This window comes from Idiomarina sp. A28L (genome assembly GCF_000218785.1).
GTDB lineage: Bacteria > Pseudomonadota > Gammaproteobacteria > Enterobacterales > Alteromonadaceae > Aliidiomarina.
On the sequence record NZ_AFPO01000025.1, the window covers coordinates 1 to 23,316 of the forward strand.

General features: G+C 46.7%; 18 protein-coding genes and 1 other RNA gene. 10 read left to right on the top strand and 9 right to left on the bottom strand.

Going from position 1 to position 23,316, the window contains the following annotated elements:
• Nucleotides 1–53: 53 nt before the first annotated feature.
• On the bottom strand, nucleotides 54–923 hold the full coding sequence (locus A28LD_RS10295; RefSeq protein WP_007421021.1) for a WYL domain-containing protein: 870 nt from the start codon (nucleotides 921–923) through the stop codon (nucleotides 54–56).
• A gap of 196 nt (nucleotides 924–1,119) precedes the next feature.
• On the opposite strand from A28LD_RS10295, the gene A28LD_RS10300 reads away from it, so the two are divergent.
• From A28LD_RS10300 to A28LD_RS10320, 5 genes are all read left to right on the top strand, one after another.
• Nucleotides 1,120–1,473 (top strand): hypothetical protein, encoded by a 354-nt coding sequence (locus A28LD_RS10300; protein ID WP_007421022.1) that lies wholly within the window; start codon nucleotides 1,120–1,122, stop codon nucleotides 1,471–1,473.
• A gap of 48 nt (nucleotides 1,474–1,521) precedes the next feature.
• Nucleotides 1,522–3,603: a protein-disulfide reductase DsbD family protein gene (locus A28LD_RS10305; protein WP_007421023.1), complete on the top strand. Its 2,082-nt coding sequence runs from the start codon at nucleotides 1,522–1,524 to the stop codon at nucleotides 3,601–3,603.
• Nucleotides 3,604–3,700: 97 nt separating this feature from the next.
• Nucleotides 3,701–4,330 (top strand): DsbA family protein, encoded by a 630-nt coding sequence (locus tag A28LD_RS10310; RefSeq protein WP_007421024.1) that lies wholly within the window; start codon nucleotides 3,701–3,703, stop codon nucleotides 4,328–4,330.
• Nucleotides 4,331–4,475: 145 nt separating this feature from the next.
• The gene (locus tag A28LD_RS10315) at nucleotides 4,476–4,715 is read left to right on the top strand and encodes a type II toxin-antitoxin system ParD family antitoxin (protein WP_007421025.1); all 240 of its coding nucleotides are present in this window, start codon (nucleotides 4,476–4,478) and stop codon (nucleotides 4,713–4,715) included.
• Nucleotides 4,712–5,014, top strand: a complete 303-nt coding sequence (locus A28LD_RS10320; protein WP_040487338.1) for a type II toxin-antitoxin system RelE/ParE family toxin — start codon at nucleotides 4,712–4,714, stop codon at nucleotides 5,012–5,014. The genes A28LD_RS10315 and A28LD_RS10320 overlap by 4 nt, the downstream gene beginning before the upstream one ends.
• A gap of 48 nt (nucleotides 5,015–5,062) precedes the next feature.
• On the opposite strand, the gene ssrA is transcribed toward A28LD_RS10320, so the two are convergent.
• The 4 genes from ssrA to A28LD_RS10335 all read right to left on the bottom strand — a co-directional run bounded on the left by ssrA (nucleotide 5,063) and on the right by A28LD_RS10335 (nucleotide 10,721).
• Nucleotides 5,063–5,421, bottom strand: a transfer-messenger RNA (tmRNA) gene (gene ssrA / locus A28LD_RS12185).
• A gap of 128 nt (nucleotides 5,422–5,549) precedes the next feature.
• On the bottom strand, nucleotides 5,550–8,552 hold the full coding sequence (locus A28LD_RS12050) for an ExeM/NucH family extracellular endonuclease (RefSeq protein ID WP_007421027.1): 3,003 nt from the start codon (nucleotides 8,550–8,552) through the stop codon (nucleotides 5,550–5,552).
• A 177-nt stretch (nucleotides 8,553–8,729) separates the two neighbouring features.
• Nucleotides 8,730–9,329 carry an NAD(P)H:quinone oxidoreductase gene (gene wrbA / locus A28LD_RS10330; RefSeq protein ID WP_007421028.1) on the bottom strand — a complete coding sequence of 200 codons (600 nt, stop codon included), beginning with the start codon at nucleotides 9,327–9,329 and terminating at the stop codon, nucleotides 8,730–8,732.
• Between the two features lie 69 nt (nucleotides 9,330–9,398).
• A complete protein-coding gene (locus A28LD_RS10335; protein ID WP_007421029.1) occupies nucleotides 9,399–10,721 on the bottom strand; it encodes a GNAT family N-acetyltransferase/peptidase C39 family protein in 1,323 nt (440 codons plus the stop codon).
• Between the two features lie 190 nt (nucleotides 10,722–10,911).
• Between A28LD_RS10335 and purM the strand changes: the two genes are divergently transcribed.
• Together purM and purN are read left to right on the top strand one after the other, a co-directional pair.
• Nucleotides 10,912–11,952, top strand: a complete 1,041-nt coding sequence (purM, locus tag A28LD_RS10340) for a phosphoribosylformylglycinamidine cyclo-ligase (RefSeq protein ID WP_007421030.1) — start codon at nucleotides 10,912–10,914, stop codon at nucleotides 11,950–11,952.
• The gene (gene purN, locus A28LD_RS10345; protein ID WP_007421031.1) at nucleotides 11,952–12,617 is read left to right on the top strand and encodes a phosphoribosylglycinamide formyltransferase; all 666 of its coding nucleotides are present in this window, start codon (nucleotides 11,952–11,954) and stop codon (nucleotides 12,615–12,617) included. The genes purM and purN overlap by 1 nt, the downstream gene beginning before the upstream one ends.
• Before the next feature lie 89 nt (nucleotides 12,618–12,706).
• Here purN and A28LD_RS10350 read toward each other — a convergent pair whose 3' ends face one another.
• Entirely contained in the window at nucleotides 12,707–13,528 is an 822-nt protein-coding gene (locus A28LD_RS10350) for a DUF3108 domain-containing protein (protein WP_007421032.1), read from the bottom strand.
• A gap of 204 nt (nucleotides 13,529–13,732) precedes the next feature.
• On the opposite strand from A28LD_RS10350, the gene fadE reads away from it, so the two are divergent.
• Nucleotides 13,733–16,168: an acyl-CoA dehydrogenase FadE gene (gene fadE, locus A28LD_RS10355; protein WP_007421033.1), complete on the top strand. Its 2,436-nt coding sequence runs from the start codon at nucleotides 13,733–13,735 to the stop codon at nucleotides 16,166–16,168.
• A 342-nt stretch (nucleotides 16,169–16,510) separates the two neighbouring features.
• Here the strand turns inward: fadE and A28LD_RS10360 are convergent, their stop codons facing one another.
• Nucleotides 16,511–17,095: an acyl-CoA thioesterase gene (locus A28LD_RS10360; RefSeq protein WP_007421034.1), complete on the bottom strand. Its 585-nt coding sequence runs from the start codon at nucleotides 17,093–17,095 to the stop codon at nucleotides 16,511–16,513.
• Nucleotides 17,092–18,024: an isopenicillin N synthase family dioxygenase gene (locus A28LD_RS10365; protein WP_007421035.1), complete on the bottom strand. Its 933-nt coding sequence runs from the start codon at nucleotides 18,022–18,024 to the stop codon at nucleotides 17,092–17,094. The genes A28LD_RS10360 and A28LD_RS10365 overlap by 4 nt, the downstream gene beginning before the upstream one ends.
• A 190-nt stretch (nucleotides 18,025–18,214) precedes the next feature.
• Here A28LD_RS10365 and A28LD_RS10370 point away from each other — a divergent pair, with 190 nt between their 5' ends.
• Nucleotides 18,215–22,147 carry a S8 family serine peptidase gene (locus A28LD_RS10370; protein WP_007421036.1) on the top strand — a complete coding sequence of 1,311 codons (3,933 nt, stop codon included), beginning with the start codon at nucleotides 18,215–18,217 and terminating at the stop codon, nucleotides 22,145–22,147.
• Between the two features lie 107 nt (nucleotides 22,148–22,254).
• Nucleotides 22,255–22,701, top strand: a complete 447-nt coding sequence (locus A28LD_RS10375) for a hypothetical protein (RefSeq protein WP_007421037.1) — start codon at nucleotides 22,255–22,257, stop codon at nucleotides 22,699–22,701.
• Between the two features lie 42 nt (nucleotides 22,702–22,743).
• Here the strand turns inward: A28LD_RS10375 and rrtA are convergent, their stop codons facing one another.
• Nucleotides 22,744–23,316 (bottom strand): rhombosortase, encoded by a 573-nt coding sequence (gene rrtA / locus A28LD_RS10380; RefSeq protein WP_007421038.1) that lies wholly within the window; start codon nucleotides 23,314–23,316, stop codon nucleotides 22,744–22,746.

Sequence of the window (23,316 nt, forward strand, 5' to 3'; positions counted from 1 at the left end):
TGTAGCCCTCACTCTTCAATTATTTCTATACAATCTTAAACATTACTCTCAACCTAAGAAACCCCATACCCCGGCGCCACCGCCAAATTGCTGGTATTCACCAAACTAACTCGGTTACGCAGCCATAGCTGGTATTCATGCCCTTCCAGGATGCCATCTTCGGTGCAATCCACGTTCCAGCGGCGCAGCAAGTAACCGGCCATGGCGGCGCGCACTTCAATGGTGAGTAGGCCGCTAACCATGCCGTAATCCATTTCAATGGCGGCTTTGTGTTTTACGTTGTGTGGGTGTGGCACCAGCTGCAATGGGATTATGCGCTGCCATTCGTGATCGGCTTCGGCTTCTTCGAAGGTGTCGGCAGCATCAAGAATATGCACTTCATGAATTCGGGTGAGAACAAAATCGCGAAAGCTCTGCGATTTACGATCAAATGCACGCACGTGCCAGCGCAAACCATTATCTACAATCGAATGCGGCACCAACTCACGCTCGTTTTCGCCACTGCTCAGCGAGGTGTAGCGCACCAGCACCGCTTTGCCATTCAATGTAGCCTGCACCATACGCGCCACAATGAAAATATCGGGCACGTTCAACGATGAAGGCGCCTCTACCGGAAAGTGGGTATCGCCAATCGCATCGAAGCCATCGGAAATATCGTTAGCAAGTTTAATAAGCGTACGTTTGGGGTCGTGCTGGAAAATAGGCGCAAAGGTTTCCGCCTGAAAGTAGCGCTTTTCTTGGGAATCGTAATAGAGGTTATTCGGCGCCAGCTCTTTGTACAAATTGAAATCACGTGTGCCGGCCGAAAGGCCAACCGAAAAGCGCTGCACTAAATCGTTGCGATAAATGCTGCCTTTAAACAACAGGCTAAAATCAATGTAGGCTAGCCGCTGCCGTTGTGCGAAAGATAAGTTTTCAAGCATATTCCGTTGCCACTTTCTATTGTTGTTGTGGTTTTACGAGCGTATCTTTGTACGCATAGTTTTTGTAAGCTAAAACCTAGTGTGGTTTATTTTGGTGGGGTTGTAAAGCGTTGTTAAAAAACACAACCCACCGTATCTGTTTGACCCCTCAACAAAGATTGATTAGAGTACGCAGCAACAATGGTTGGAGTAAACATTGAACCAGCAGCAACGGCAATCTTTAGCACATCGTTTTTTATACATCGCCCTTTTGGTGATGTTTTTGTGTTGGGCGCAGCAATCATCGCTGGTAAACCATTGCCCTTTAAATAACACCTCTGTGGCGCACCAACATACAGATGCAGGTTCCAGCACCGCCGCTGCTGCAGATTGTGAATTAACTGAACAACTCCTACAAAATAGCCAAGTTGATATCGACCATATTGCACTGGTTTTGGTATTTATCTGGCTGCTTACCAAAGTTATTGTTAGCCGTGTAGCTGCGTTGCCGCAGCCGCTGCGCTGGCCTCCTCCTCCGCTTTACCTCAAGAACTGTGTGTTTCGTGAATAAATAGGTTGCTGTTAGCAGTTACAACCTCTTTTATTTAAAGGAAACACTATGAACATTAAAGCTTTTTATGGGCTGTTGCTTTTAAGCATCAGCTTATTCGCACCTATGGCTCAATCAGCCGATACTGGCTGGCTGAGCGATTCTATGCACCCGGCTCTTTCTGTGCGTTTGCAGGCGGTATCGGCAAACGAAGAAGCGAAAACCGTGAATGTTTTGCTTCAGGTTGAGCTTGAAGGTGAGTGGAAAACCTATTGGCGCTCCCCCGGTGAAGGTGGCATTCCGCCCAGCTGGGATTGGGAACCATCAACTAACGTAAGCGCGATTGATTGGCAGTGGCCCATTCCTTCTCGGTTTGTGGTTGCAGGCATTGAAACACTTGGTTATCAAGGGAGTACAGCGTTCCCGCTTACAGTGCATGTGGATAACTGGAACGAGCCGGTGGCGCTAGCGGGCGTGTTAACGATGTCGAGCTGCACCAACATTTGTGTGCTCACCGATTTCCCAATCGATCTTACGATCATCCCTTCTGAAGTAATGCTAAACAACGAAACCCAGCATCTTTGGCAACGCGCTGTAAGCGCCGTGCCAACGCTAAATCATGCGCACTTAGAGCCTCCGCAAGCGCGCTTGGATGCCCAAAAGCAGCAATTAGAAGTTCGGTTGCATCGGCGCGAAGGAAGCTGGGCAGAAGCCGATGTTTTCATTGATAGTAGCGAGCCAAACCTCAGCGATATCATGGTTGAATTGATAGACCTTGAGGTTGAGGGTGAAACACTGGTTGGCCGCTACACCGCTTCGCACTGGCTCGATGAGCTCGATTTAGCGGAACAGAGCCTGCAAATTACGGTAACTGATAATGAGCTGGCTGCAGAATTTACCGTTATTGCAGCCGCTGGCACTTTATCGAGTGAAACCGCAGTGAGTTCAATCTGGCTATTTTTTGGTGCAGCACTTATTGGCGGTTTAATTCTGAATATTATGCCATGCGTGCTTCCTGTACTGGGTATGAAGCTACAATCGGTTGTTGCTGCTTCGGGCACCAGCGCCAAACGTGTACGCCGGCAATTTATTATGTCTGCTTTGGGGATTATGAGTTCCTTCTGGCTCATCGCTATTGGCCTTATTTTTCTTAAAGCGAGCGGTGCGGCTATCGGCTGGGGCATTCAATTTCAGAACCCATACTTCATTGGCTTTTTAGCCTTGTTAACATGGTTATTCGCACTCAATTTAGCGGGAGCATTTGAGGTGCGGTTACCGAGCAAACTGAATACTTGGGCCGCCACCAAAGGCGATGAATCGTACCTTGGGCATTACTTACAAGGTATGTTTGCAACATTGTTAGCTACCCCTTGCTCGGCACCATTCCTTGGTACCGCCATTGCATTTGCGTTGGCTGCTAACACGCCGGAACTGCTGTTCATTTTCACCGGCCTTGGTATTGGCATGAGTGCGCCTTGGCTTCTCATTGCTGCCTTTCCACGCATGCTGAAGCTGCTACCCAAGCCCGGGGCTTGGATGAACATAGCTCGCTATTTCTTCGCTCTGATGTTGGCTGTAACGGCGATATGGTTGGTTTCTTTATTATCTAACCACCTCGCTTACACCGTTATTATCAGCGCGCTATTAATGGCTTTTCTAGTAAGTGGCTATTTTATTTGGAAACGGCATGGCGGAGCTGGCGTTATTGCTGCTTTCGCTTCACTGCTACTGGCAGGAACTATCGGCTTAATTATTGCTACGGTAACCGTGAGCCAATGGAGCCAAGGCGTTCGCCCTGATCACAATTGGCAACGCTTACAAACTGCTGATATAGCCGGGTTGGTGGCCGATAACAAAGTTGTTTTTGTTGATGTAACCGCCAGCTGGTGCATTACCTGCCACGCCAACAAGATTGGCGTGCTACTACAACAGCCTGTTTACGATAAATTGCAGAACGATAACGTGATCACAGTGCAAGGCGATTGGAGCACACCAAGCCCATCGGTTACTGCTTACCTTCGAAGCCATAATCAATATGGGGTTCCATTCAACATTGTTTATGGCCCAGGCGCTCCTGATGGCATTCAACTTCCGGTAATTCTCACCAGCGAAGCGGTACTCGCCGCTTTGGAGCAAGCGCGTGGGCTTTAATTTGCTGAGCCAGAACCTCTGGTGTTCGCATAAAACCAAACTAATCGCCCACAGCTTGTGGGCGCTACAAACTTATAAATTTTAATAGGAACTTAATATGTTTAATCGTGATAAAGCATTACCAAACTCTTACGCTGCATTTTTTGCATTCGCGCTCTTGGCACTTTCTACTATATTTTTTGTGGCAAATAACACCGCCTCAGCTCAAAACCAAATAAATCCGCACCCAACATTTGGTGAAACCGAAGCAAAAATAAATGTGATTGTATTCACTGATTACAACTGCCCTTTCTGTAAACGCCTTGAGCCGCATTTGCAGCAATTACTGAAAAATTATCCTGATATAAAAGTTACCAATGTTATTGTGCCATTGCGCCAAGGTAATGTTGCTGGAAGCCGAGTAAATTCAGCCCAGTTCGCCCTTAACGTTTGGTTAAATCAACCCGACGCTTTTGCAGAAACCCATCAATTGTTGTACGCGAAAAACGGCATGCACAACGCACAATCACTGCAACAAATAGCCACTAAAACAGGCACCCAAGATGCACTTGCCGATCCAACCATGGCGCAAGAAATCATTGATATGAATATGGATATGTTTCGAGATATTGGCTTACGCGGAACCCCAAGCTTAATCATCGATCAACAGCTCATTCCAGGCTACGTAGAATACGATGTTCTCGCAGATGTTGTGGAAAAAGCACTAGCTGCGCATGCTAGCCGCTAACATTAAACTGAGAATTAATGAGAAGGAGGCCTCACGGCCTCCTTTTTTTTCGCACCATCGGGCCTAAGATTGAATTGCCGTATCCTTGACACATCACTAATCTAATACCAAAATATAACAAATATTGGTATTCAAGAGGTGTGATATGGCGAAAAATACTAGTGTTAGTTTGGGCGAGTATTTTGAAGGTTTTATAGCCACTCAAATTGCAAGTGGCCGTTATGGCTCAGCAAGTGAGGTAGTGCGTGCTGGCCTCAGAATGCTCGAAGATAATGAGAGCAAACTAAATACTCTGCGCCGTATGCTGGCCGAAGGCGAGCAAAGCGGAACTGCAGATTACAACTACGATGCACTTATTGCAGAATTGGATGAACGCAATAAATGAGAGATTTTACATTAACAAGGAAAGCAATGGCTGATCTTCGCGCAATTGCAATTTTCACGGAAGAACGCTGGGGAATCGAACAACGTAATTTATACCTTAAACAGTTTGATAATGCTTTTCATATGCTAGCCCGCACTCCGCTGGCCGGTAAAGCGTGTGATTATATAGAAAATAATTACCGAAAGTTCCCTCAAGGTAGCCATATTATTTTCTATAGAAAGAGCAACAAACAAGGCATTGAAATAGTGCGTATACTGCATAAAAACATGGATGTAGAGCCCAATTTTGCAACCTCGTGACCTTCCCAACAAAAACGCCGCTCAAATGAGCGGCGTTCTATTATGATTTGGTGGAGCTGGCGGGATTTGAACCCGCGTCCGCAATACCTACATCCTCGGTCCTACATGCTTAGTCAGTCTTTTAATTAATCATCAAGACGCCGACAGACAGGCTTCTATAATGACGAGCCCGATTAAGTTTAACGGTTCAGCTCCGGGCGAAGCATCCACGCGAGTCTACATTAGGGTTAGCCGTTCTTGTCCAGTCTCGCAGACAAAGCGCTGGGGAACGGGCTTAGCGGGTTATTAAGCCGCTAGAGCGTAGTTGTCGTCGTTTGCAACTATAAAGTTGAGGCTTTTTACGAGGCCAGCCTCACCTCGGCATGCACCTTGGGTTTCATGTATCCCGTCGAATCCGGATCAGCCCCAAAGTTGTGGTAACCACTGAACTTAAATATCTACCGATATCCGCCAGTGGTTACCATGTAAGACATTATACCTGAGGATAAGTTCTCAGGCTATGCCGATTTTGTTTCTTTGCACCGAAGTACCCAGCTTACCGCTGCTTATTACACTGCGGTAATGGTAATTTTTTACCACGTGGATGCTGCGGACGATTCACTAAGCCAGGCGCACAGCTGCGTGTTAAATCCAACTCAACCACAATTGGATCATGATCAGATGAACGGAACACATCGGCATTGTAGAAACTAGCTGGTTTTTGTACAAAGCCACCCATCAAGTTTCCTTCAGTGTAGTTAAATGCAGGAATTTCATCGGCATTTATATGCCAAGCTCGCGCATCAACAACCTGTGCTGCTAAGTTCGGGCTAGCAAACGCATGATCTAAGCTGCCCGCCTCACCCATAAAGGTATAGCTATAAATCTCTGGGCTACCGCCATTGGCATCGATCGCTAAGTTTACATAACCAGCTTGGGTTAATGCTTGTAACGGATCTTCCATTGCGTAGGCATTGAAATCACCGAGTAACAAGAAATCGGCATCGCCCGAGTTGGTTGGGTCGGTTGCTAGCCAGTTGGCTAATGCGTTGGCAGAAAGTGTACGCCAAACATTCCAACAGCCTTGGCCATCGCCTTTATTGCCATTCACATCACTGGCTGATGGGCATGAAGCTTTCGCCCGTAAGTGCAAGGCTACCGCGGTAAACTTAGTACCGTTTAATGCGGTAAAGGTTTGCGCCAGCGCTGGGCGTTGACGAGAGGTATCGAAATCAGGATCAACACTTGAATCCAACACTGCAACATCACCCACAGCCTCTACTGCACTGCTGCGGTAAATGAAACCAGGTTTAATGGCATCGGTGCCTAACCAACCCGTTGCCACGAAGTTCCAATCGTTATGCATACCGCTATTGTTAAGTGCATCTACTAACACTGCCAGTGTGTTATCGTTGGCATCGTTTTCGATTTCAGTAAGTGCAATAACATCGGCACCCATTGCATTAATGGTAGCGATAAGTTTTGCCAACTGGCGCTCAAACTCACTTTGCGTTGAAGCACCACGGCAACTCAAGTTGTTCGGGCCGCACACATTACCGGCGCTACTCAACGTAGTGAAAAAGTTCTCCACGTTAAACGTAGCTACCCGCAAATTACCCGAGCCATTAAGTTCAGGCGTTGCAGTACGCGCGTTCGTTTCAATAAACTCCGGTGTTTGTAATGGGCGTAAACGGTATGAACCGAATGAATAGCCCATTACCCCAGAAAACTCTGGTGCCACCAAGAAACCGTTACGAATAGGGTTACTCGCCGATACTTCGCTGAAGCCATCAACACCGTTAATGAATGGCGTGCGGTTCGTGCCGGTTTTCGCATTATCGATCAAGATTTGATTACGCGCATTCGCTGCCATTACTGCGGCTACATCATCACCCGGTAACGCTACTTGAGTAGGTGTAAATAAACGGCCATTCGAAACAGTGATTTCACCAAAACGAACCGCGTTATACACATCGCTTACGGTAAGCGCTTCTGCGGTTTCTACCCACATGCCTTCAAGTGCTTCAAACTCGCTAAAATCAGCTACCGGTAAGCTAAAGTTCACCGGGCTAACGCTATCAAGTTGATTAACGCCACAAATTTCTACTGCGTTTACTTCTGAAATTTGAGTTTCTTCGAAGTATTCGGCTACGGTGCCGCCCACACGCACATAATCACCTACGTTTACACTTGGGCCTTCACCGTTTGCGAAAACGAAAATGCCTTCAGATGTAAGTGGGTTTTCATCATGCAATGCATCGGGTGTTTGAATGAAGAAGCCGCCAAGGTTGCCGCCGAAGGTATCTTGAAATTCACCTACTACAACCGCTTCTACCTGCACATACGCACCTTGCATTGGGCTTTGGAAGCCAGCGCCTTGAATGCTGTGAATAGCGTTTGTTGGTGCGCCACATGAGAAATCGGCAAAATTGTGCTCGCCTTCTGCAGTGATTTCAATGTTCGCAAGGCGCCATGTGCTGCAATTACCGCTTGAGAATTCATAACGGAAACCAATACGCACATCACCTTCTAGCTCGCTGAGCTGATTAAAGCCATCGAAGCGGGTTGGTACGTTATTGGTAGCAAAATCATCAGCAGTAATCGTGGTTAATAACACCCACTCTTCTGCATTAATAACACCATCATCTGCGTATTCAGTTGAGTAATACACTTCTAAGCCGTTAGTGCCGCCGAAACCACGAGCAATATCAATGGCCAAACGCTCATCGGTTTGCGCATCGAGGTTAAATGCTGGTGAAATTAACCAGTTTTCGTTTTCACGGCATGAGCCATCAATAAACGGCGCAAAGCTGATGTTGCCGAACGAACCATTCCAATCCCAAGTTTCATTGCCACTTAGGTTTACTTCGCTCCAGCCTGCCTGCAAAGGGTTAGTGCTGAAATCACGGTTATAAACAGTAATGCGGCCTACATCATCAATGAGATTGCCACTTACTAAAATATTATCGAAACGGTTATTACCAGAAGCTCCCGAACCGCCATCGAGGGTGATACGGAAATAAACGATGCTGCTATCGTTGAGCTCGTTCACATCGCTCAAATCATAACTACGGGTTTGCCATCCGCCGAGGGCACCTGAATCAACAGCGATGGTGGTATAACTGCTACCATCAACCGACCACTCTACTGTGCGCGAATCAAAACCGGTAGCGGTGCCGCGTTGGGCCCAGCTAAGTTGAATATCTTGATACCCGGTGGTATCTACTTCTAAAACGATATGCATTCCGCTGTTGCTGTTGCCAGCGCCAACTTGCGGGGATAACGAACCACCTGAAGGAAAACCATCAAGGCGATTCGATGTAGTGCCTGCAAAACTTTGGATATATTGATACGCACCATTCGAGTTGGTGGCTGTATCGAAGTTTTCTAGAAAGAGTAAACCCTCACCCACATCTGCAGATTGAGGAAATGAGCTCGGACTAAATCCATTACCGCCGGTTGCGAGCGCGTTTGAGTTTTGTGCCCAGTAGGCAATGGGTTGCTGCGCCCAGGCGGGCAAGGTACAACATAACAGCAGAATCGCTATTAATGTTTTCATTGGTAATATTCCCTAGTTGAAGTTGTTTTTGTACGCTATAGGATTTTGATGTCAATTATATGTCAATAATATAGGGGTTCACCCTTTTTTGATTATTACAAACATCATATTCGCAACAAAAGCCGGTACAAAAATAAACCCTACTAGGGAAATAAACTTAGCTGCAAGGCGCGTGAATTAAGCGCTGAGCTTCTTCGCTATCTTGGCAATATGCTCGCCTTGAAAACGCGCACCATCCAGTTCGTTTTCAGAAGGCATACGCGAACCATCGCCCGCGGCCATGGTAGTAGCGCCATAAGGCGAGCCACCAGTAATTTCATTCATACTCATTTGCCCAGCAAAACTATATGGCAAACCTACCACCACAAACCCTAGGTGCAACAGCACGGTATGGAAGTTCAACAATGTTGATTCTTGGCCACCATGTTGGGTTGCCGTTGAGGTAAACACGCCCCCTGCTTTGCCAATTAAATCGCCGTTGGCCCACAAACCACCGCACTGATCGAGAAAATTCTTCATTTGTGAAGCCATCATACCGAAGCGCGTAGGTGTGCCAAAAATAACCGCATCGTATTTTTTCAGATCATCGGGCTTTGCAATTTCGGCACTTTGTTCCATCTTGTAACCCGAGTTTTTTGCTACTTCTTCAGGCACTAATTCCGGCACCCGTTTCATATCAACATCGGCACCGCCGGCTCGTGCGCCTTCAGCCACGGCTTGCGCCATTTTCTCAATGTGCCCATAACTTGAATAATAGAGTACTAGAACTTTAGCCATTGCAACTCCTGTTGTTTTATCTGCATGGTTTTGCCTGCTTGGCGTTATATGCTCAGAGTTTTTACTTGCTTACTCGGGTTCGTTGCTCAAAACCACCGCTGCTCGCAACCGCGAACTACCGTAAGCGAACGCTTTTTCAAAAATGGTACGCGGGATCGGCAAATATTGGCGCTCCGTAATGGTTTGCCATGGTAATAAATCGTCGTCTGGGTCGTTTATATATACGTATTCATCGTCCATTGCGGTGATCAACACCCAATGCGGCGCTTTTGAACTATCGAATTGATAGGTGCTAATGAGCGCAATAATAAGTTTATTAGCATTTAGATCATCATCGAGCTGAGCCAAGCTGTAATCTAAATTGTGAATGGCAACGCCAGCTTGCTGTAAGGCATTGATATCAGCCTCTTGCACTCGGCTCATTACTTCGCGTTTGCTTTCGCTACGCACTGAATCGAGCAATACCGGCCCGGGCTTGCTTACCCACAACTCAGCTTTTAACCCCCGCCGCAGCGCAGCGCGCGCTAAACCATGCGGCCCACAACCGCCGTGGCCCGATGTCATGTAAATAGTAGTGGCCTCGCGCCATATCTCAAGCTCTTCGTGGGGCGGCGAATACACTGGTTTTCCAAACCACGCCAAAGCCATAATTAAGCTGGTGGGCCCACAAGTAAACGGCGTTGTTTGCGTTAGGTGCGGCACCAAATGCGGCACGTTGGCTGAATCGAAGAAATGCAGCTGCTTTTGCAGCACAATGGCATCGGAATGATCATCGTAATAATCTTCGCGCAGGCCAAGATGCACAAAGCCAAACTGATCAAAAAATTGCAGACCTTGGTTATTATCGGCTTTGGTTTCGGTGCGTAGGAATAAACAATGCTCTTCTTTGCCGCGCTCAATGCAATATTGCATGAGTTGCTTGCCGTACCCCAAACCTTGCAGCTCAGGATCTACAGCAAACGAATACAACCGGCACAAGCGCGTAGCTTGGCGGAATAATAGAATGGCATAGCCTAGGATGGGGTTGTGGCTGGTTTGTTCGCTCTGGCTATCCTTAGCGCTCTGGGCCGTTTCTTTGCTCTGGGCAGTTTGCTCGCTCTGGGCAGTTTGCTCACTCTGGGCAGGCAGCGCCCGGCGAATCACCACAAAATCGCCCTGGTCGTGTTGAATAAAGCGCTTAAAGCTACGTTTACTCATGGCATCGTAAGGGAAACAAAGCTGATCAATGCGCAGCAGATCAGGCACATCCTGCAATTGCGCAGGCATAATCACCACATTATTCTCTGTAGCACTGCTCTTTGCCGCACTATTCTCTGCTGCAGTATTCTTTGCTGCAGTAGCTGTTACCACTTTATCAGCCTTCGCCAATGCCTTATTTACCGCGCCTTTCACTGTACATCCTTACCTAACGTATTTTTTAGCAAATGCAAAAAACAGGTGCCTATTTAGCGCCCTTTTCGAGCCACAAACAAGATGCACCATAAAAAATTTATAATAAGCATTCAAGCTAAGGCCTAGTGCTGTTAAAATGCGCATCCAACACATTGCACACTGGTTGGCAACAGCCGCAAGAGGACCTCCCGTGAACAAAGATAAACCTTCACTCAGTTACAAAGATGCTGGCGTTGATATTGATGCTGGTAACGCTCTGGTACAACGTATTAAGCATGTTACTCGCCGCACTACTCGCCCTGAAGTAATGGGTAGCATTGGTGGCTTTGGCGCGTTGTGCGAAATTCCTGAGGGTTATAAAAAGCCGGTATTGGTTTCTGGAACCGATGGTGTGGGCACCAAATTGCGGTTGGCGATCGACCTGAAAAAACACGATACCGTGGGTATCGATTTAGTGGCCATGTGTGTAAATGATTTAATTGTGCAAGGTGCTGAGCCGTTATTCTTCCTTGATTACTACGCCACCGGCAAACTCGATATCGATGTTGCTGCTGATGTGGTTGCCGGTATTGGCGAAGGCTGTGTGCAATCAGGCTGTGCGCTTATCGGTGGTGAAACCGCTGAAATGCCAGGCATGTATGAAGAAGGCGATTATGATTTAGCCGGCTTCTGTGTAGGTGTGGTAGAAAAAGACGACATTATCGATGGCAGCAAAGTAGCGGCTGGCGATGCGCTAATTGCAGTGGCTTCAAGTGGCCCGCATTCAAACGGCTATTCATTGATTCGCAAAGTAATTGAAGTAAGCGGCGCCGATTTAAACGAAGAGTTTCATGGTAAGCCATTGGCTGATCACTTAATGGCGCCAACGCGCATTTATGTGAAGCCTACTCTTGAGCTTATCAAGCAAGTAGATGTTCACGCGATTTCGCACATTACCGGCGGCGGCTTCCAAGAAAATATTCCACGGGTATTGCCTGAGCATTGCAAAGCAGTAGTTCAGCGCGATAGCTGGCAGTGGCCAGTAATCTTTAGCTGGTTACAAGAAAACGGCAACATTGAGCGTAACGAAATGTTCCGTACCTTTAACTGTGGCGTGGGCTTGGTTATTGCTGTGCCGGCCGATGCCGCCGAGAAAGCCGTGAAGCTTCTGAACGATGCCGGCGAAAACGCATGGGTTATTGGTGCTGTAGCTGATCGCAATGGCGATGAAGAACAGGTTGAATTCGCCTAATGCCTTCTGCTATTGAAAACCCGATTAAAAAACGTATTGTGGTGCTAATTTCTGGCACCGGCAGCAATATGCTGAATATTGCCGAGCATTGCCAAGATAACAAAATCAATGGCGATGTGGTGGCGGTGATTGCCAATCGCGCCGATGCCGCTGGTTTAGCGAAAGCGGCTGAGCTTGGTATTGCCACTGAGTTTGTACCGCACACCAGTTTTGCTGATCGCGAAGATTATGATCAAGCGTTAGTGGAGCGCGTGCAAAGTTATCAGCCCGATCTGATTATTCTTGCCGGCTTTATGCGGGTGCTTACCCCAGTATTTGTATCGGCCTTCGCCGATCGCATTATGAATATTCACCCTTCGCTCCTCCCTAAATACAAAGGTATGCACACGCACCAGCGCGCCCTTGATGCCGGGGACGAAGAGCATGGTGTGAGCGTTCATTTTGTTACTGAAGAACTCGATGGCGGCCCGGTAATTTTACAATCACGGGTGCCGATCTTCCCAGAAGATACCGCCGAAGATCTGCAAGAGCGTGTACACGAGCAAGAATATCGAATTTACCCGCTGGTTATTCGTTGGTTCTGCGCTGATCGCCTGAAGCTCACTGAAGAAGGTGCGGTGCTCGATGGCGCCACGCTAGGTGAACAAGGGTATGCCCCTGAATAGCTAGGTTGGCCAAAAGCGCTATTTCGAAAAAACACTATTACGAAAAAAGCACCCGAGGGTGCTTTTTTGTTGCCTAAAACCCAGAATGTTTAGTTGTTATCGTAAAATTCCAAGTTGGTAAGCACTAGGCGCAGTTGTTCTTTGCCTTCTTCAATTTGTTGCATGCCAACTAAGGTGTAATTCAAGCTCGGTGCAAACCAAAAATAGGTTTCTCGGCGGTTATGATCGCGCACCCGCTCTACCTTGAGCACTGGCGTAGCTTCACCACGCACTTGCATGGTTTCTTCACCGGTAATAGCAAACTCGTAACTTTCATTGCGGCCATCTTCATCAATTAATTCATAGGTAAAGGTTTTCGCTTCCCCTATCGCAACATCGATTTGTAGCTGATGTAACACGGCATTGGCATCGAGTAAGTGTTCGCGCCATTCCGCTGTTACCTTTGCACCATCGAGGGTTTCGAGCTGCGCTTCGGTGCGTTTAAATCGCACCCGATAATCTTTATCAGAACCTGTACCTCTGCGCGCATACTCATAGGTGAGCGGTTCTACGTAATAACCATTCATTTGAAACAAACTATCGTTGTAGCGCCGATCCGAAAGAAACAAGAGAGAAGCACGGGTATTGGTTTGATAACGCCATTGCCCATCTTCACTCACACTCAATTCGCGCTCGGCGGTGCCATGGGTGCGGCCACGCCGTTCTAAATCATAACTGGCTTTGTAAGGTTGGGTGATCTTCGTTGCAATTTGAATCCACTCAGTACTCACCGCCGTATCTGTAGTTGTGGGATTAGATTCATTGACTAACGTTGCCGTTTCGGCAATCACCGATGTGGTTAACAGCAGCCCACCAAAAACAACAGCGGCACTCGCCAAGGCGAAAGATTGCAGAGAATACGTATTTTGCATAAACCGCCCTTTATTAAGGTAATGAGTGAAAGTGCATCGTTACAAATGGTGAGTGTTACATTCTAAGACTCAGAACTAGGCTACAAGTTCAGTATTTACTTAGCTTACAAGTAGGCTAACGAGTTTACGTAGGGCTTGCAAATTAAGTTAATTTGCTCTACTTTATAAGATTACTGGTCTGACCTCAAACCTCAGGAGATTCAAATGAGTGTGGCTATTTGGTGTATTGCTACCTTAATTATTTTAGGTGCCCTACTTTATCATCGCGCATCGCTGCGTACGTTTACGCTAGGTGCAATTTTAATGCTCGCAATCGGTACCTTTACCGGTTTGTTTGCATGGGTTCCTTGGGTTATTGCTGCGGTTATTTTATTACCGTTTAACCTTCCTTTTATTCGCAAGAACATTTTGGCGAAGCGTATTCTTACGGTTTACCGCAAAATCATGCCAGAAATGTCGCAAACCGAGCGCGATGCACTCGAAGCCGGCACGGTATGGTGGGATGGCGAAATTTTCCGTGGTACACCAAACTGGAAGAAAATGCATAGCATTCCAGCGCCGAAGCTTACTGCTGAAGAACAATCATTCTTAGACAACCAGTGTGATGAAGTTTGCGCCATGTTGGATGATTGGAAAGCAACGCACGAGCTTGCTGATATGCCAGAAAACGTTTGGCAGTATCTGAAAGATGAAAAATTCTTCGCCATGATCATCAAAAAAGAATATGGCGGTTTAGAGTTCTCAGCCTACGCGCAATCGCGCATTTTACAAAAGCTTGCCGGCCACTCTACTATTTTGGCCAGCACCGTAGGTGTGCCTAACTCGTTAGGCCCAGGCGAGCTATTGCAGCATTACGGCACGAAAGAACAGCAAGATTATTATCTTCCACGCTTGGCAAATGGCCAGGAAATTCCGTGCTTTGCTTTAACTAGCCCAGAAGCTGGCTCTGATGCGGGCTCAATTCCGGATACCGGTGTTGTGTGTAAAGGCGAATGGGAAGGTAAAGAAGTTCTTGGTTTACGCCTTAACTTCAACAAGCGCTATATCACGCTTGCACCAGTAGCTACGGTTGTTGGTTTAGCCTTTAAAATGCAAGATCCAGATGGCTTAATTGGTGATACTAAAGATATCGGCATTACTTGTGCTTTATTGCCACGCGATATCGAAGGCATGACCATTGGTCGCCGCCACTTACCATTGAATGTTCCGTTCCATAACGGCCCAATTCAGGGTAAAGATGTATTTATTCCAATGGATTTCATCATTGGTGGCCAAGCGATGGCTGGTAAAGGCTGGCGCATGCTGATGGAATGTTTATCAGTTGGCCGGGTTATTACCTTACCTTCAAACAGTGCCGGCGGTGCAAAATCACTTGCGTTGGTTACCGGTGCTTATTCGCGCATTCGCCGCCAGTTCAAATTACCTATCGGTAAAATGGAAGGTGTTGAAGAAGCCATGGCTCGTATCGGTGGTAACGCCTACTTGATGGACGCGGTAACTAAGTTCTCTACTACGGGTTTAGATTTAGGTGAGAAACCTTCAGTTATCTCTGCCATTTCTAAATACCACATGACCGAGAAACTGCGCCAAGTAATGAATGATGCGATGGATGTGCACGGTGGTAAGGGCATTTGTTTAGGCCCAAATAACTACCTAGGCCGTGGCTATCAAGGCACGCCGGTAGCGATTACCGTTGAAGGTGCCAACATTCTTACCCGTAGCCTAATGATTTACGGCCAAGGTGCTATTCGTTGTCATCCGTTTGTTCTTGAAGAAATGGATGCAGCTGCAACTGAAGGCAAAGAAGGTTTGAACCGTTTCGATAAGGCGCTATTTGGCCATATCGGTTTCGTATTCAGCAACTTTGTACGTTCACTTTGGTTTGGTTTCGGCGGTTCGCGCTTTGTTGCAGCGCCAGCTACCGATAGCACCGCAAAATACTACCGCCTAATGACACGCTTCAGCTCGAACCTTGCGTTTATGTCTGATGTTGCCATGGGTGTGTTAGGTGGTGAATTGAAGCGCCGTGAGCGTATCTCTGCTCGTTTAGGTGATATGTTGAGCTACCTGTTTATCGGTTCAGCCATTCTGAAGCGTTTTGAAGATGATGGCCGCCCAGCGGAAGATTTACCACTAATGCACTGGGCCATGCAAGATACCCTGCGCAAGCTACAAGAAAGCCAGCTAGAAATGTTGGAAAACTTTGGCACGGTAGGCAGCTTATTAAAAGGCTTAATGTATCCGTTTGGCCGTGTTGTGAAAGCACCTAGCGATAAGTTAGGCCACAAAATTTCACGTATTCTTATGGAACCAAACGCAGCACGTACGCGTTTAGGTGAAGGCCAGTTCCTTTCACCAAAAGGCCCATTTGGTTACCTTGAAGAAGTTTTAGTGGATATTATCGCGGTTGAACCACTACATGCGAAAGTGGAAAAAGCAGCAGGCGAACGCCTATCGTTTACCCGCTTACATGAAGTTGGCATACGGGGTAAAGAACTAGGTGTGCTTACTGATGAAGAAGTTGAACTCTTCAAGCGTGCTGAAGAAGGCCGCTTACGAGTAATCAACGTAGATGATTTCGCACCAGAAGATTTACTAGCGGGCCCTGCGGCTCACGAATGGGGCCGTAACAACGCCTAATTCTTAGCTAGTGCATTAACATAAATAAAAACACCGCACGCTTTACCCTAACGAGTAACTGCCTGCGGTGTTTTTTTATGCGCTAAATGCATTGATTAATCTACAGTATTTCCAAGTAAAGATTAAGTAAACCAAGTTCTTACCCGCGCAAAATACGCTACATTAATCATGCCGATTGCAATACATCGTGCAAACCCTGATTCACTTTTAGAGCTGGCCGAATCTTTTGTGGGAGTGCCGGCCACCAGTTGCACAAGCAACTATCCCCCCAAGGCTCGATAAGTGATTTACGCGCCCCAGTATTCTTGCTGGGGCGTTTTTTTATCTGTTTTTCAAGCTCTCCTATCTATCTTCGAGAGAACGCTGAATTTCTTTTTCTTTACGGGCTGTTGCTGATAATGAATCGAGAGTTTCCCGCCATTTTTCAACCCATTCAGGTAGCGCTGGTGATTCTAGGTGTTGTTGCTCAGTAGCATTTCCTGTTGCCTTAATTAAATCAACAGGTTTCAAACCACCGTGCTTTTTACTCCAGAACATACCGCGAACAACAATTAAGCCGGCAACCCGATCGTTTTTATCCAATATTTTATGCTCTAGAAACGCCCACTTATCATCCCAACCGAGCAAGCGTGTTTCCACATAGAAGCGATCGAAAGCTTTCAATTGGCGAATAAAGCGTGCATTTACATCACCAATTACCGGAATAAACCCTTTTTTCCGAGCTACACCCCATGCGCCGCTGCGAAAGAACCAATCTACCCGCCCCAAATCGGCAAAAGTGAGAAAACGCCCATTATTCACATGCATGTTGAGATCGAGATCGTTTGGGTATACCCGAGAACGAACACGGAGCGTATCAAACGCTCCGCATTGTGGTTCTTTACGCCGGCTTAGCAGTATCCAAAATAGACGAATTAATAAATTCACTTCACCAATCCAATTTCGCGTAACCGTTCCATCAAGTAATCATCAGCAGTAATGGGCGGTTGCCGTTTAGGGTTTTCAGCAGTAACGCATTGTGGCAATGCATCAATCACTACATCTGGGTTGAAATGCAAGAAAAATGGAATTGAATAACGTGATTTCTCATTATGTGGTGCTGGCGGGTTTACCACCCGATGCGTGGTTGAAGGTAGAACACCATTGGTTAAACGTTGCAGCATATCGCCTACGTTACAAATAATGGCGCCTTCTAAAATAGTTACCGGAATCCAATCGCCAGATTTAGATAACACTTCTAACCCTGGCTCACGTGAGCCAATAAGCAATGTAATCACGTTGATATCTTCGTGGGCAGCAGCACGAACCGAAGGTGTGCCTTTATCCACGATTGGCGGATAATGCAACGGGCGTAAAATCGAATTACCTTCATTAACCCGAGAACGAAAATAATCACGCGGTTGGCCTAGGTATACAGCGATACCTTCAAGCACCTGATTGCCAAGTTCATCTAAGGCATTAAATAGCTTCGTTGTAGTTTCTTTAAACGAAGGTAGCTCTTGCGGCCACACATTCGGTGTTAATTGCGGATATTTTGAACTATCAGCCACTTCCCGGCCCACATGCCAAAACTCTTTTAAATCAACATGCTTCGCATCTTTGGCAATTTCGGTGCCAAATGGCGTATAACCGCGTGCACCACCTTTACCTGGAATGTGGTATTGTTTCTTTACTTCTTCAGGTAACGCAAACAAATCGCGTGTTGCATCGAGAGCAGCATGAATCGTTTCATCAGGAATACCGTGGTTAGTTAATGCAACAAAGCCATTCACTTCATAGCCTTCACCAATTGTCTTTACAAAGTTATCAAAATGGCCTGCATGCGCCGACATATCTACATGTGGAATTGATTGCATTTTTATTTCCTACATCACTGATGTGAAGCCTGTTGATTCTGTTAACATTCTGTTACATATTCAGTTAAAGAGATACTTAGGCCGCATAAAGAATTAGTTTACTATCGAGTAGTTCCGCGTTTTTAGTACTACTATTATCTCATATTTCTTTAGCAACGCGGAAGAGTTACCAAACAACAGGATGATTATAATGAAAAATAGTTTTATTCCCAACTTGCGGCCGAACTTGCGACTTAGTTTAGTTGCCGGTGCGGTACTTTCAGTTGCCTCCGCCGGTGTTTACGCCAGCGGCCTTGAGCAAGTGAAATTAACCGACCAACTAACTCCTTTAAATCAACATACTCCTTTGGTTGATAAGGTAAAAGATGGCGCACAAAACAGAGTTCGTGAAGAAAACTTCTATATTGTAGAACTTGAGCATGCTCCTATCGCTACATATTCTGGTGGCGTTCCTGGCTACGCAGCTACTATGCGTAGCCCAGAGCAAACAACTCGCGCCGATGTAAGTAGCGCTGCAGCAACAAACTACAGAAGCTTTCTGGTTAACGAACAAACTTCCTTTGTAAATCAGCTCCAATCCGTTCTTCCACAAGCTCAGTTCGTGCAAAGCATGCAGGGTTTGATCAACGCGGTGATTGTTGAGCTTCCAGATTCCAGCAAAGCGATGGCTGAGCTAGCTGCCCTTCCTGGAGTGAAACGCGTTTATAAAAATGAGCGCCAATATGCGCAAATGGATGCTTCGAACAGCATCATTAATTCAGCAGCTGCCTGGGAAATGGTTAATGGCCGCGAGAATGCGGGTACTAACATTCGCGTTGCGGTAATTGATAGCGGTATTCTTCCTAATCATCCAATGTTTGCTGCCAACGGCCACGTTCGCCCTGCTGGTTTACCAAATGATGATTATTGTGCAACAACAGAACCTGCATTTTGTAACGACAAGCTTATCATTGCTCGCTCTTACCCAAATGCTCAGCAACAATTACACCCACAAGAAGTAACAACTCCTCACGATGTAAGTGGCCACGGTACACACGTAGCAGGTACGAGTGTGGGGAACCTTGTTAGCACTGAACATCAACAAGTTGCACTAAGCTTTTCTGGCGTAGCGCCTGGCGCATCACTGATGGCTTACAAAGCACTCTTTGTTGGCCCAGATGGCCGTTCATCTGGTTTTAACAGCCAATTAATCGGCGCTCTAGAAGATGCCTTCAACGATGGCGCTCACGTAATTAATAACTCGTGGGGCGGCGGCGTAGGTGCTCATCCGGGCTCAAGCCCGTACACGTCAATATTTAATTCTTTAGAAGCCGCTGGCGTAGTAGTGGTTACTTCTGCTGGTAACTCAGGCCCTGAATCGCAAACATTAGGTTGCCCCGCATGTGCAGAATCAGGCCTTGCTGTTGCCAACACCCAAACGGGCCGAACTTTTGGTGCACCATTAAGCGTATCGGGCTTAGAAATGTTATCTACGGTAGGTAATGGTGATTTCACCATCGATACCCCGGTTACAGGCCCATTTGCCCCCATTGAAGAAATTGTTGAAGAAAATCTTCTTGCCTGTGAAACCTTCACAGATAGCAGCGTATTCGATGGCCATATCATTATGGTAGATCGTGGCGAGTGTAGCTTTGAAATGAAGGCTAATAATCTGCAAAGCGCAGGCGCCATTGGTATGATTATGGCAAACAACGAAGCCGGTGTGATTACCATGAATATGGCCGCCGCTACACTTCCTGGCGTATCGGTTACTCAGGCAAATGGCGAAAGCATACGAGAGGCTTGGGCTTCTGGCGATACAGCTACCTTGAACGGCCCTCAACAAATTATCACCCCTGCGAACGTTGATATTATGGCGCTCAGCAGTTCACGTGGCCCTAATGCCGATGCCTCGTTCTTGAAACCTGATATCGCGGCACCAGGTACTGATATTCTATCTGCGTATCCTACTGAAAGCGGCTATGGCGCTATTAGTGGTACCAGTATGGCAAGCCCACACGTTGCTGGTGCTGCAGCTATCGTTCGTCAGCTCCGCCCTTCACTTAATGCTTTCCAAGTGAAATCGGTATTGATGACATCTAGCAACCCTTCAGTGCGTATGCAAAATGCTGTTGATCAAGCTAGCCCGTTCGATATGGGTGCTGGTCGCTTAGATATTGAAGCTGCATTAAGCACCGCTATTGCGTTTGATACCGCATCATTATCTGGCCCTTCTTGTGCACCGGTTTGCTCATTTGAGCGCACGGTAACGAACTTGATGTCAGAAACGACAGATTGGACGGTAGATTTTATTCCTTTCGATCCAAACCTTGATGTTTCTGTGAGCACTAGTGAAATCACACTTGAAGGCGGCGCTTCTGCAACTTTCGAAGTTGAAATTGATACCACTTATGCTGGTGAGGGATGGCAATTTGGACACCTAGTATTCCACGATGTTAGCAGCAACTACGTTTCTTCTATCGTGCCATTCGCCGTGCGCGCAGTGAAATCAGATAATGATGATTTAGTTTCTGCATCTGTAATTTCTGGCCCTATCGTTACTGGCGAAGAAGCTACTTTGCAGGCGCGAGTGAACCGTGAGCATCTTGACGGTACAGTAGCAATAACTGTGGGAATACCAGACACAGCAGAGTTGATTGCCGATAGCATTAATCCAATTGAGCTTAATGTTGAGCGCACTAGCTTAGAAGTTGCTGCTGATAGCCGTTCATTTACATGGACAGGCGAATTTGTTGATGGTGTAGCGAGCGCTGAACTGCGTTCAAATGTATCGTTACCCGTAAACGCCGGTGTTTCACTTCGTGATATAATTACATCAGATCCAAACCAAGCGCCATGTTCAACTGTATGTGATGATGCCGCATTCAATTTTGATATCACTGAATGGGGTGGGTTCCTTTACAACGGCGTACAATACAACACGCTTAACCTAAGCCCGAACGGTTATATCACTGCAGGCTCGCAAAACCACGCGGGTTCGTGGGCACCACAAACCATGCCTGATGCAACACCACCGAATAATGTAATTGCGCCGTTATGGGCAGATTTCATCGTGGGCGGTACAAATGAAGGTGCTCTAGAATTCGCTATTGTAAATATTGATAGCGACACCTGGTTTGTATGGGAATGGTTTAATGTTCGCACCGTTGATAACGCAAATGATCGCTTTACCTTCTCTGTGTGGATGAAACTCGGTACTGATGAAATTTACTTCAACTACATCGATATTCCTGCAACTATCACCGACGCTTACAGCGTAGGTTTTGAAGATGTAAACGGTACTATCGGCTTGAATTACAACGGAACACTCAGCAATGGCTTGTTGTTAAAAGCTGAGCTTACCCCGGGTGATTCGATAGTAACCTTAAACTACGATGTAACAACTGGTTTGATGGGCGCAGCTCCTGTGCTAACAGCAGCAGGCGCGCCGAACGAAGCAATAGCCATTGATTTCTCTGATTTGTTTACTCCTGGTTCACACCGCGGGTTAAGCACTGTATCAGTGGCGAATCAAGGCGCTGTATATGAAGCGTTCGCTCCGCTCGTAGTAGAAGCAGGAGATATATTATCAGCTGCAGTACTAGGGCAAGCTAGCCACGGTAATGCTTCGGTAGAAGATGGGCAGTTAGTATTCACGCCAGCTTCGGGCCGTAGTGGTGAGTTTACCTTCACTTACCGTGTTGAAGATAACGCTGGCCGCTTTACTACACCTGCTGACGTTACCGTAACGGTAACCAACACGGCGCCAGTTGCGGCTGCATCTTCTTCGGTTGCTAGCATTAAAGCGGGTAATGAAGGTAGCCTGAATGCTTCTGGCAGCTCAGATCCAGACGGTGATCCACTTACCTATACTTGGGTGCAAACAGGCGGGCCAACTGCGGAAATCAGCAATGCTAACTCTGCTTCGGCAACGTTCCTTGCACCACGCTCGAACACCGCAACAACCCTTACTTTCCAAGTTACGGTTAGCGATGGTGAGTTATCGGATACTGCTTCTGTATCAGTAGAGCTTCAGCGTTACTCGAGCAAGAAATGGTACGAAGGTAGCTTTGGTGGCCTTATCGTATTATTGGGCTTACCTTTAGTATGGATTCGCCGCCGTAAACATGCCAAAAGCGTGTAACTTGCTGGTGATATTGTAAAAACTTCATGAAGATGAAGCGATTCAAGGGGCTTTCGGGCCCCTTTTTGCTACACTGATAATAGGTTTACGATCTAAGGAATAGAAAAATGACAAAAACATATCTTTCTTTATTGGCTGCTAGCTGTTGCGCACTGATGCTAACCGCATGCAGCGATAAAATGGAAAACGTAGAGTATTCTGATGATCCTGCTGAGCTTGCGGCTGAGCATAATAATCAGGTGACATCTGATGAACTCAGTGCTTTGGCAGCTGAAATTTTCCGCTTAGTAGGCACACCTGAAGCGGATAACCCAAGCCAGTGCAAGGTTCTGCCTTTTGGTGCAAAACCATGTGGAGGCCCTGCGAATTGGTTAGTTTATTCAACCAAGGTAACCGACACAGAAACATTAGAAGAGAGAGTTGAACTCTACAACATGCTTTCTAGCCGTTTTAACGAGCAGGAAGAGTTGGTAGGTGATTGTGCCGTGGTAACTGAAGTACAACCTAACGTTGTTCAAGGTATTTGTGTGGCATCACCGCTGGCAGATATGTAGGATTATTGAAGAAATATGCGTTTGGCGGTAGGCCATAATAGCTTACCGCCACCGCAATTGAACCAACGCGATAATTCCGCCGCCGAGAGCACCAAAGAAGTGCGCCGAAACCGCTAAATTATCTACCGTAGCCGTTCCTATTTGCACCGGCCCTACGAAATATTCCCAACTAACCTTAAGCATTACACCGAGAAACAGTAACCACCCCAGTTTTATTCCTTTGCGAATATCCACCACGGCTCCCCAAGCAAAAAGCCCGTAAAGCACACCAGAAAAACCAAGATAAGCTTGTATTTCTGGCGCAAAGAAATACATACCAAGATTACTAAAAAGTGCCAACAAGCATACTACGAGCGGATAACGCCAATTTGGTGCATGCTCGGCATACAACAAATACATCACCCAAATGCCCGCGATATTCAGCCACAAATGGCCCCACGAAAAATGCACAAACTGGCCACTTAACAAGCGCCAATACTCACCCTCAGCTATTGGTAAGCGCTCAAAGGTAAGTTTTAGCAACATACTTTCTGGCAATAAAAACACTACCAAAAGCAACACTGACACCAAAATAGGTGCCAGTGTGTATCGCCGATTTAATGGCAGCTGGATCAT

What these genes read in the sequence shown, in the direction of transcription:
- A28LD_RS10295 (WP_007421021.1), bottom strand. Translation starts at nt 923, where the DNA reads ATGCTTGAAAACTTATCTTTCGCACAACGGCAGCGGCTAGCCTACATT.
- A28LD_RS10305 (WP_007421023.1), top strand. Translation starts at nt 1,522, where the DNA reads ATGAACATTAAAGCTTTTTATGGGCTGTTGCTTTTAAGCATCAGCTTA.
- A28LD_RS10310 (WP_007421024.1), top strand. Translation starts at nt 3,701, where the DNA reads ATGTTTAATCGTGATAAAGCATTACCAAACTCTTACGCTGCATTTTTT.
- A28LD_RS10315 (WP_007421025.1), top strand. Translation starts at nt 4,476, where the DNA reads ATGGCGAAAAATACTAGTGTTAGTTTGGGCGAGTATTTTGAAGGTTTT.
- A28LD_RS10320 (WP_040487338.1), top strand. Translation starts at nt 4,712, where the DNA reads ATGAGAGATTTTACATTAACAAGGAAAGCAATGGCTGATCTTCGCGCA.
- A28LD_RS12050 (WP_007421027.1), bottom strand. Translation starts at nt 8,552, where the DNA reads ATGAAAACATTAATAGCGATTCTGCTGTTATGTTGTACCTTGCCCGCC.
- wrbA (WP_007421028.1), bottom strand. Translation starts at nt 9,329, where the DNA reads ATGGCTAAAGTTCTAGTACTCTATTATTCAAGTTATGGGCACATTGAG.
- purN (WP_007421031.1), top strand. Translation starts at nt 11,952, where the DNA reads ATGCCTTCTGCTATTGAAAACCCGATTAAAAAACGTATTGTGGTGCTA.
- A28LD_RS10350 (WP_007421032.1), bottom strand. Translation starts at nt 13,528, where the DNA reads ATGCAAAATACGTATTCTCTGCAATCTTTCGCCTTGGCGAGTGCCGCT.
- fadE (WP_007421033.1), top strand. Translation starts at nt 13,733, where the DNA reads ATGAGTGTGGCTATTTGGTGTATTGCTACCTTAATTATTTTAGGTGCC.
- A28LD_RS10365 (WP_007421035.1), bottom strand. Translation starts at nt 18,024, where the DNA reads ATGCAATCAATTCCACATGTAGATATGTCGGCGCATGCAGGCCATTTT.
- A28LD_RS10370 (WP_007421036.1), top strand. Translation starts at nt 18,215, where the DNA reads ATGAAAAATAGTTTTATTCCCAACTTGCGGCCGAACTTGCGACTTAGT.
- A28LD_RS10375 (WP_007421037.1), top strand. Translation starts at nt 22,255, where the DNA reads ATGACAAAAACATATCTTTCTTTATTGGCTGCTAGCTGTTGCGCACTG.
- rrtA (WP_007421038.1), bottom strand. Translation starts at nt 23,316, where the DNA reads ATGATCCAGCTGCCATTAAATCGGCGATACACACTGGCACCTATTTTG.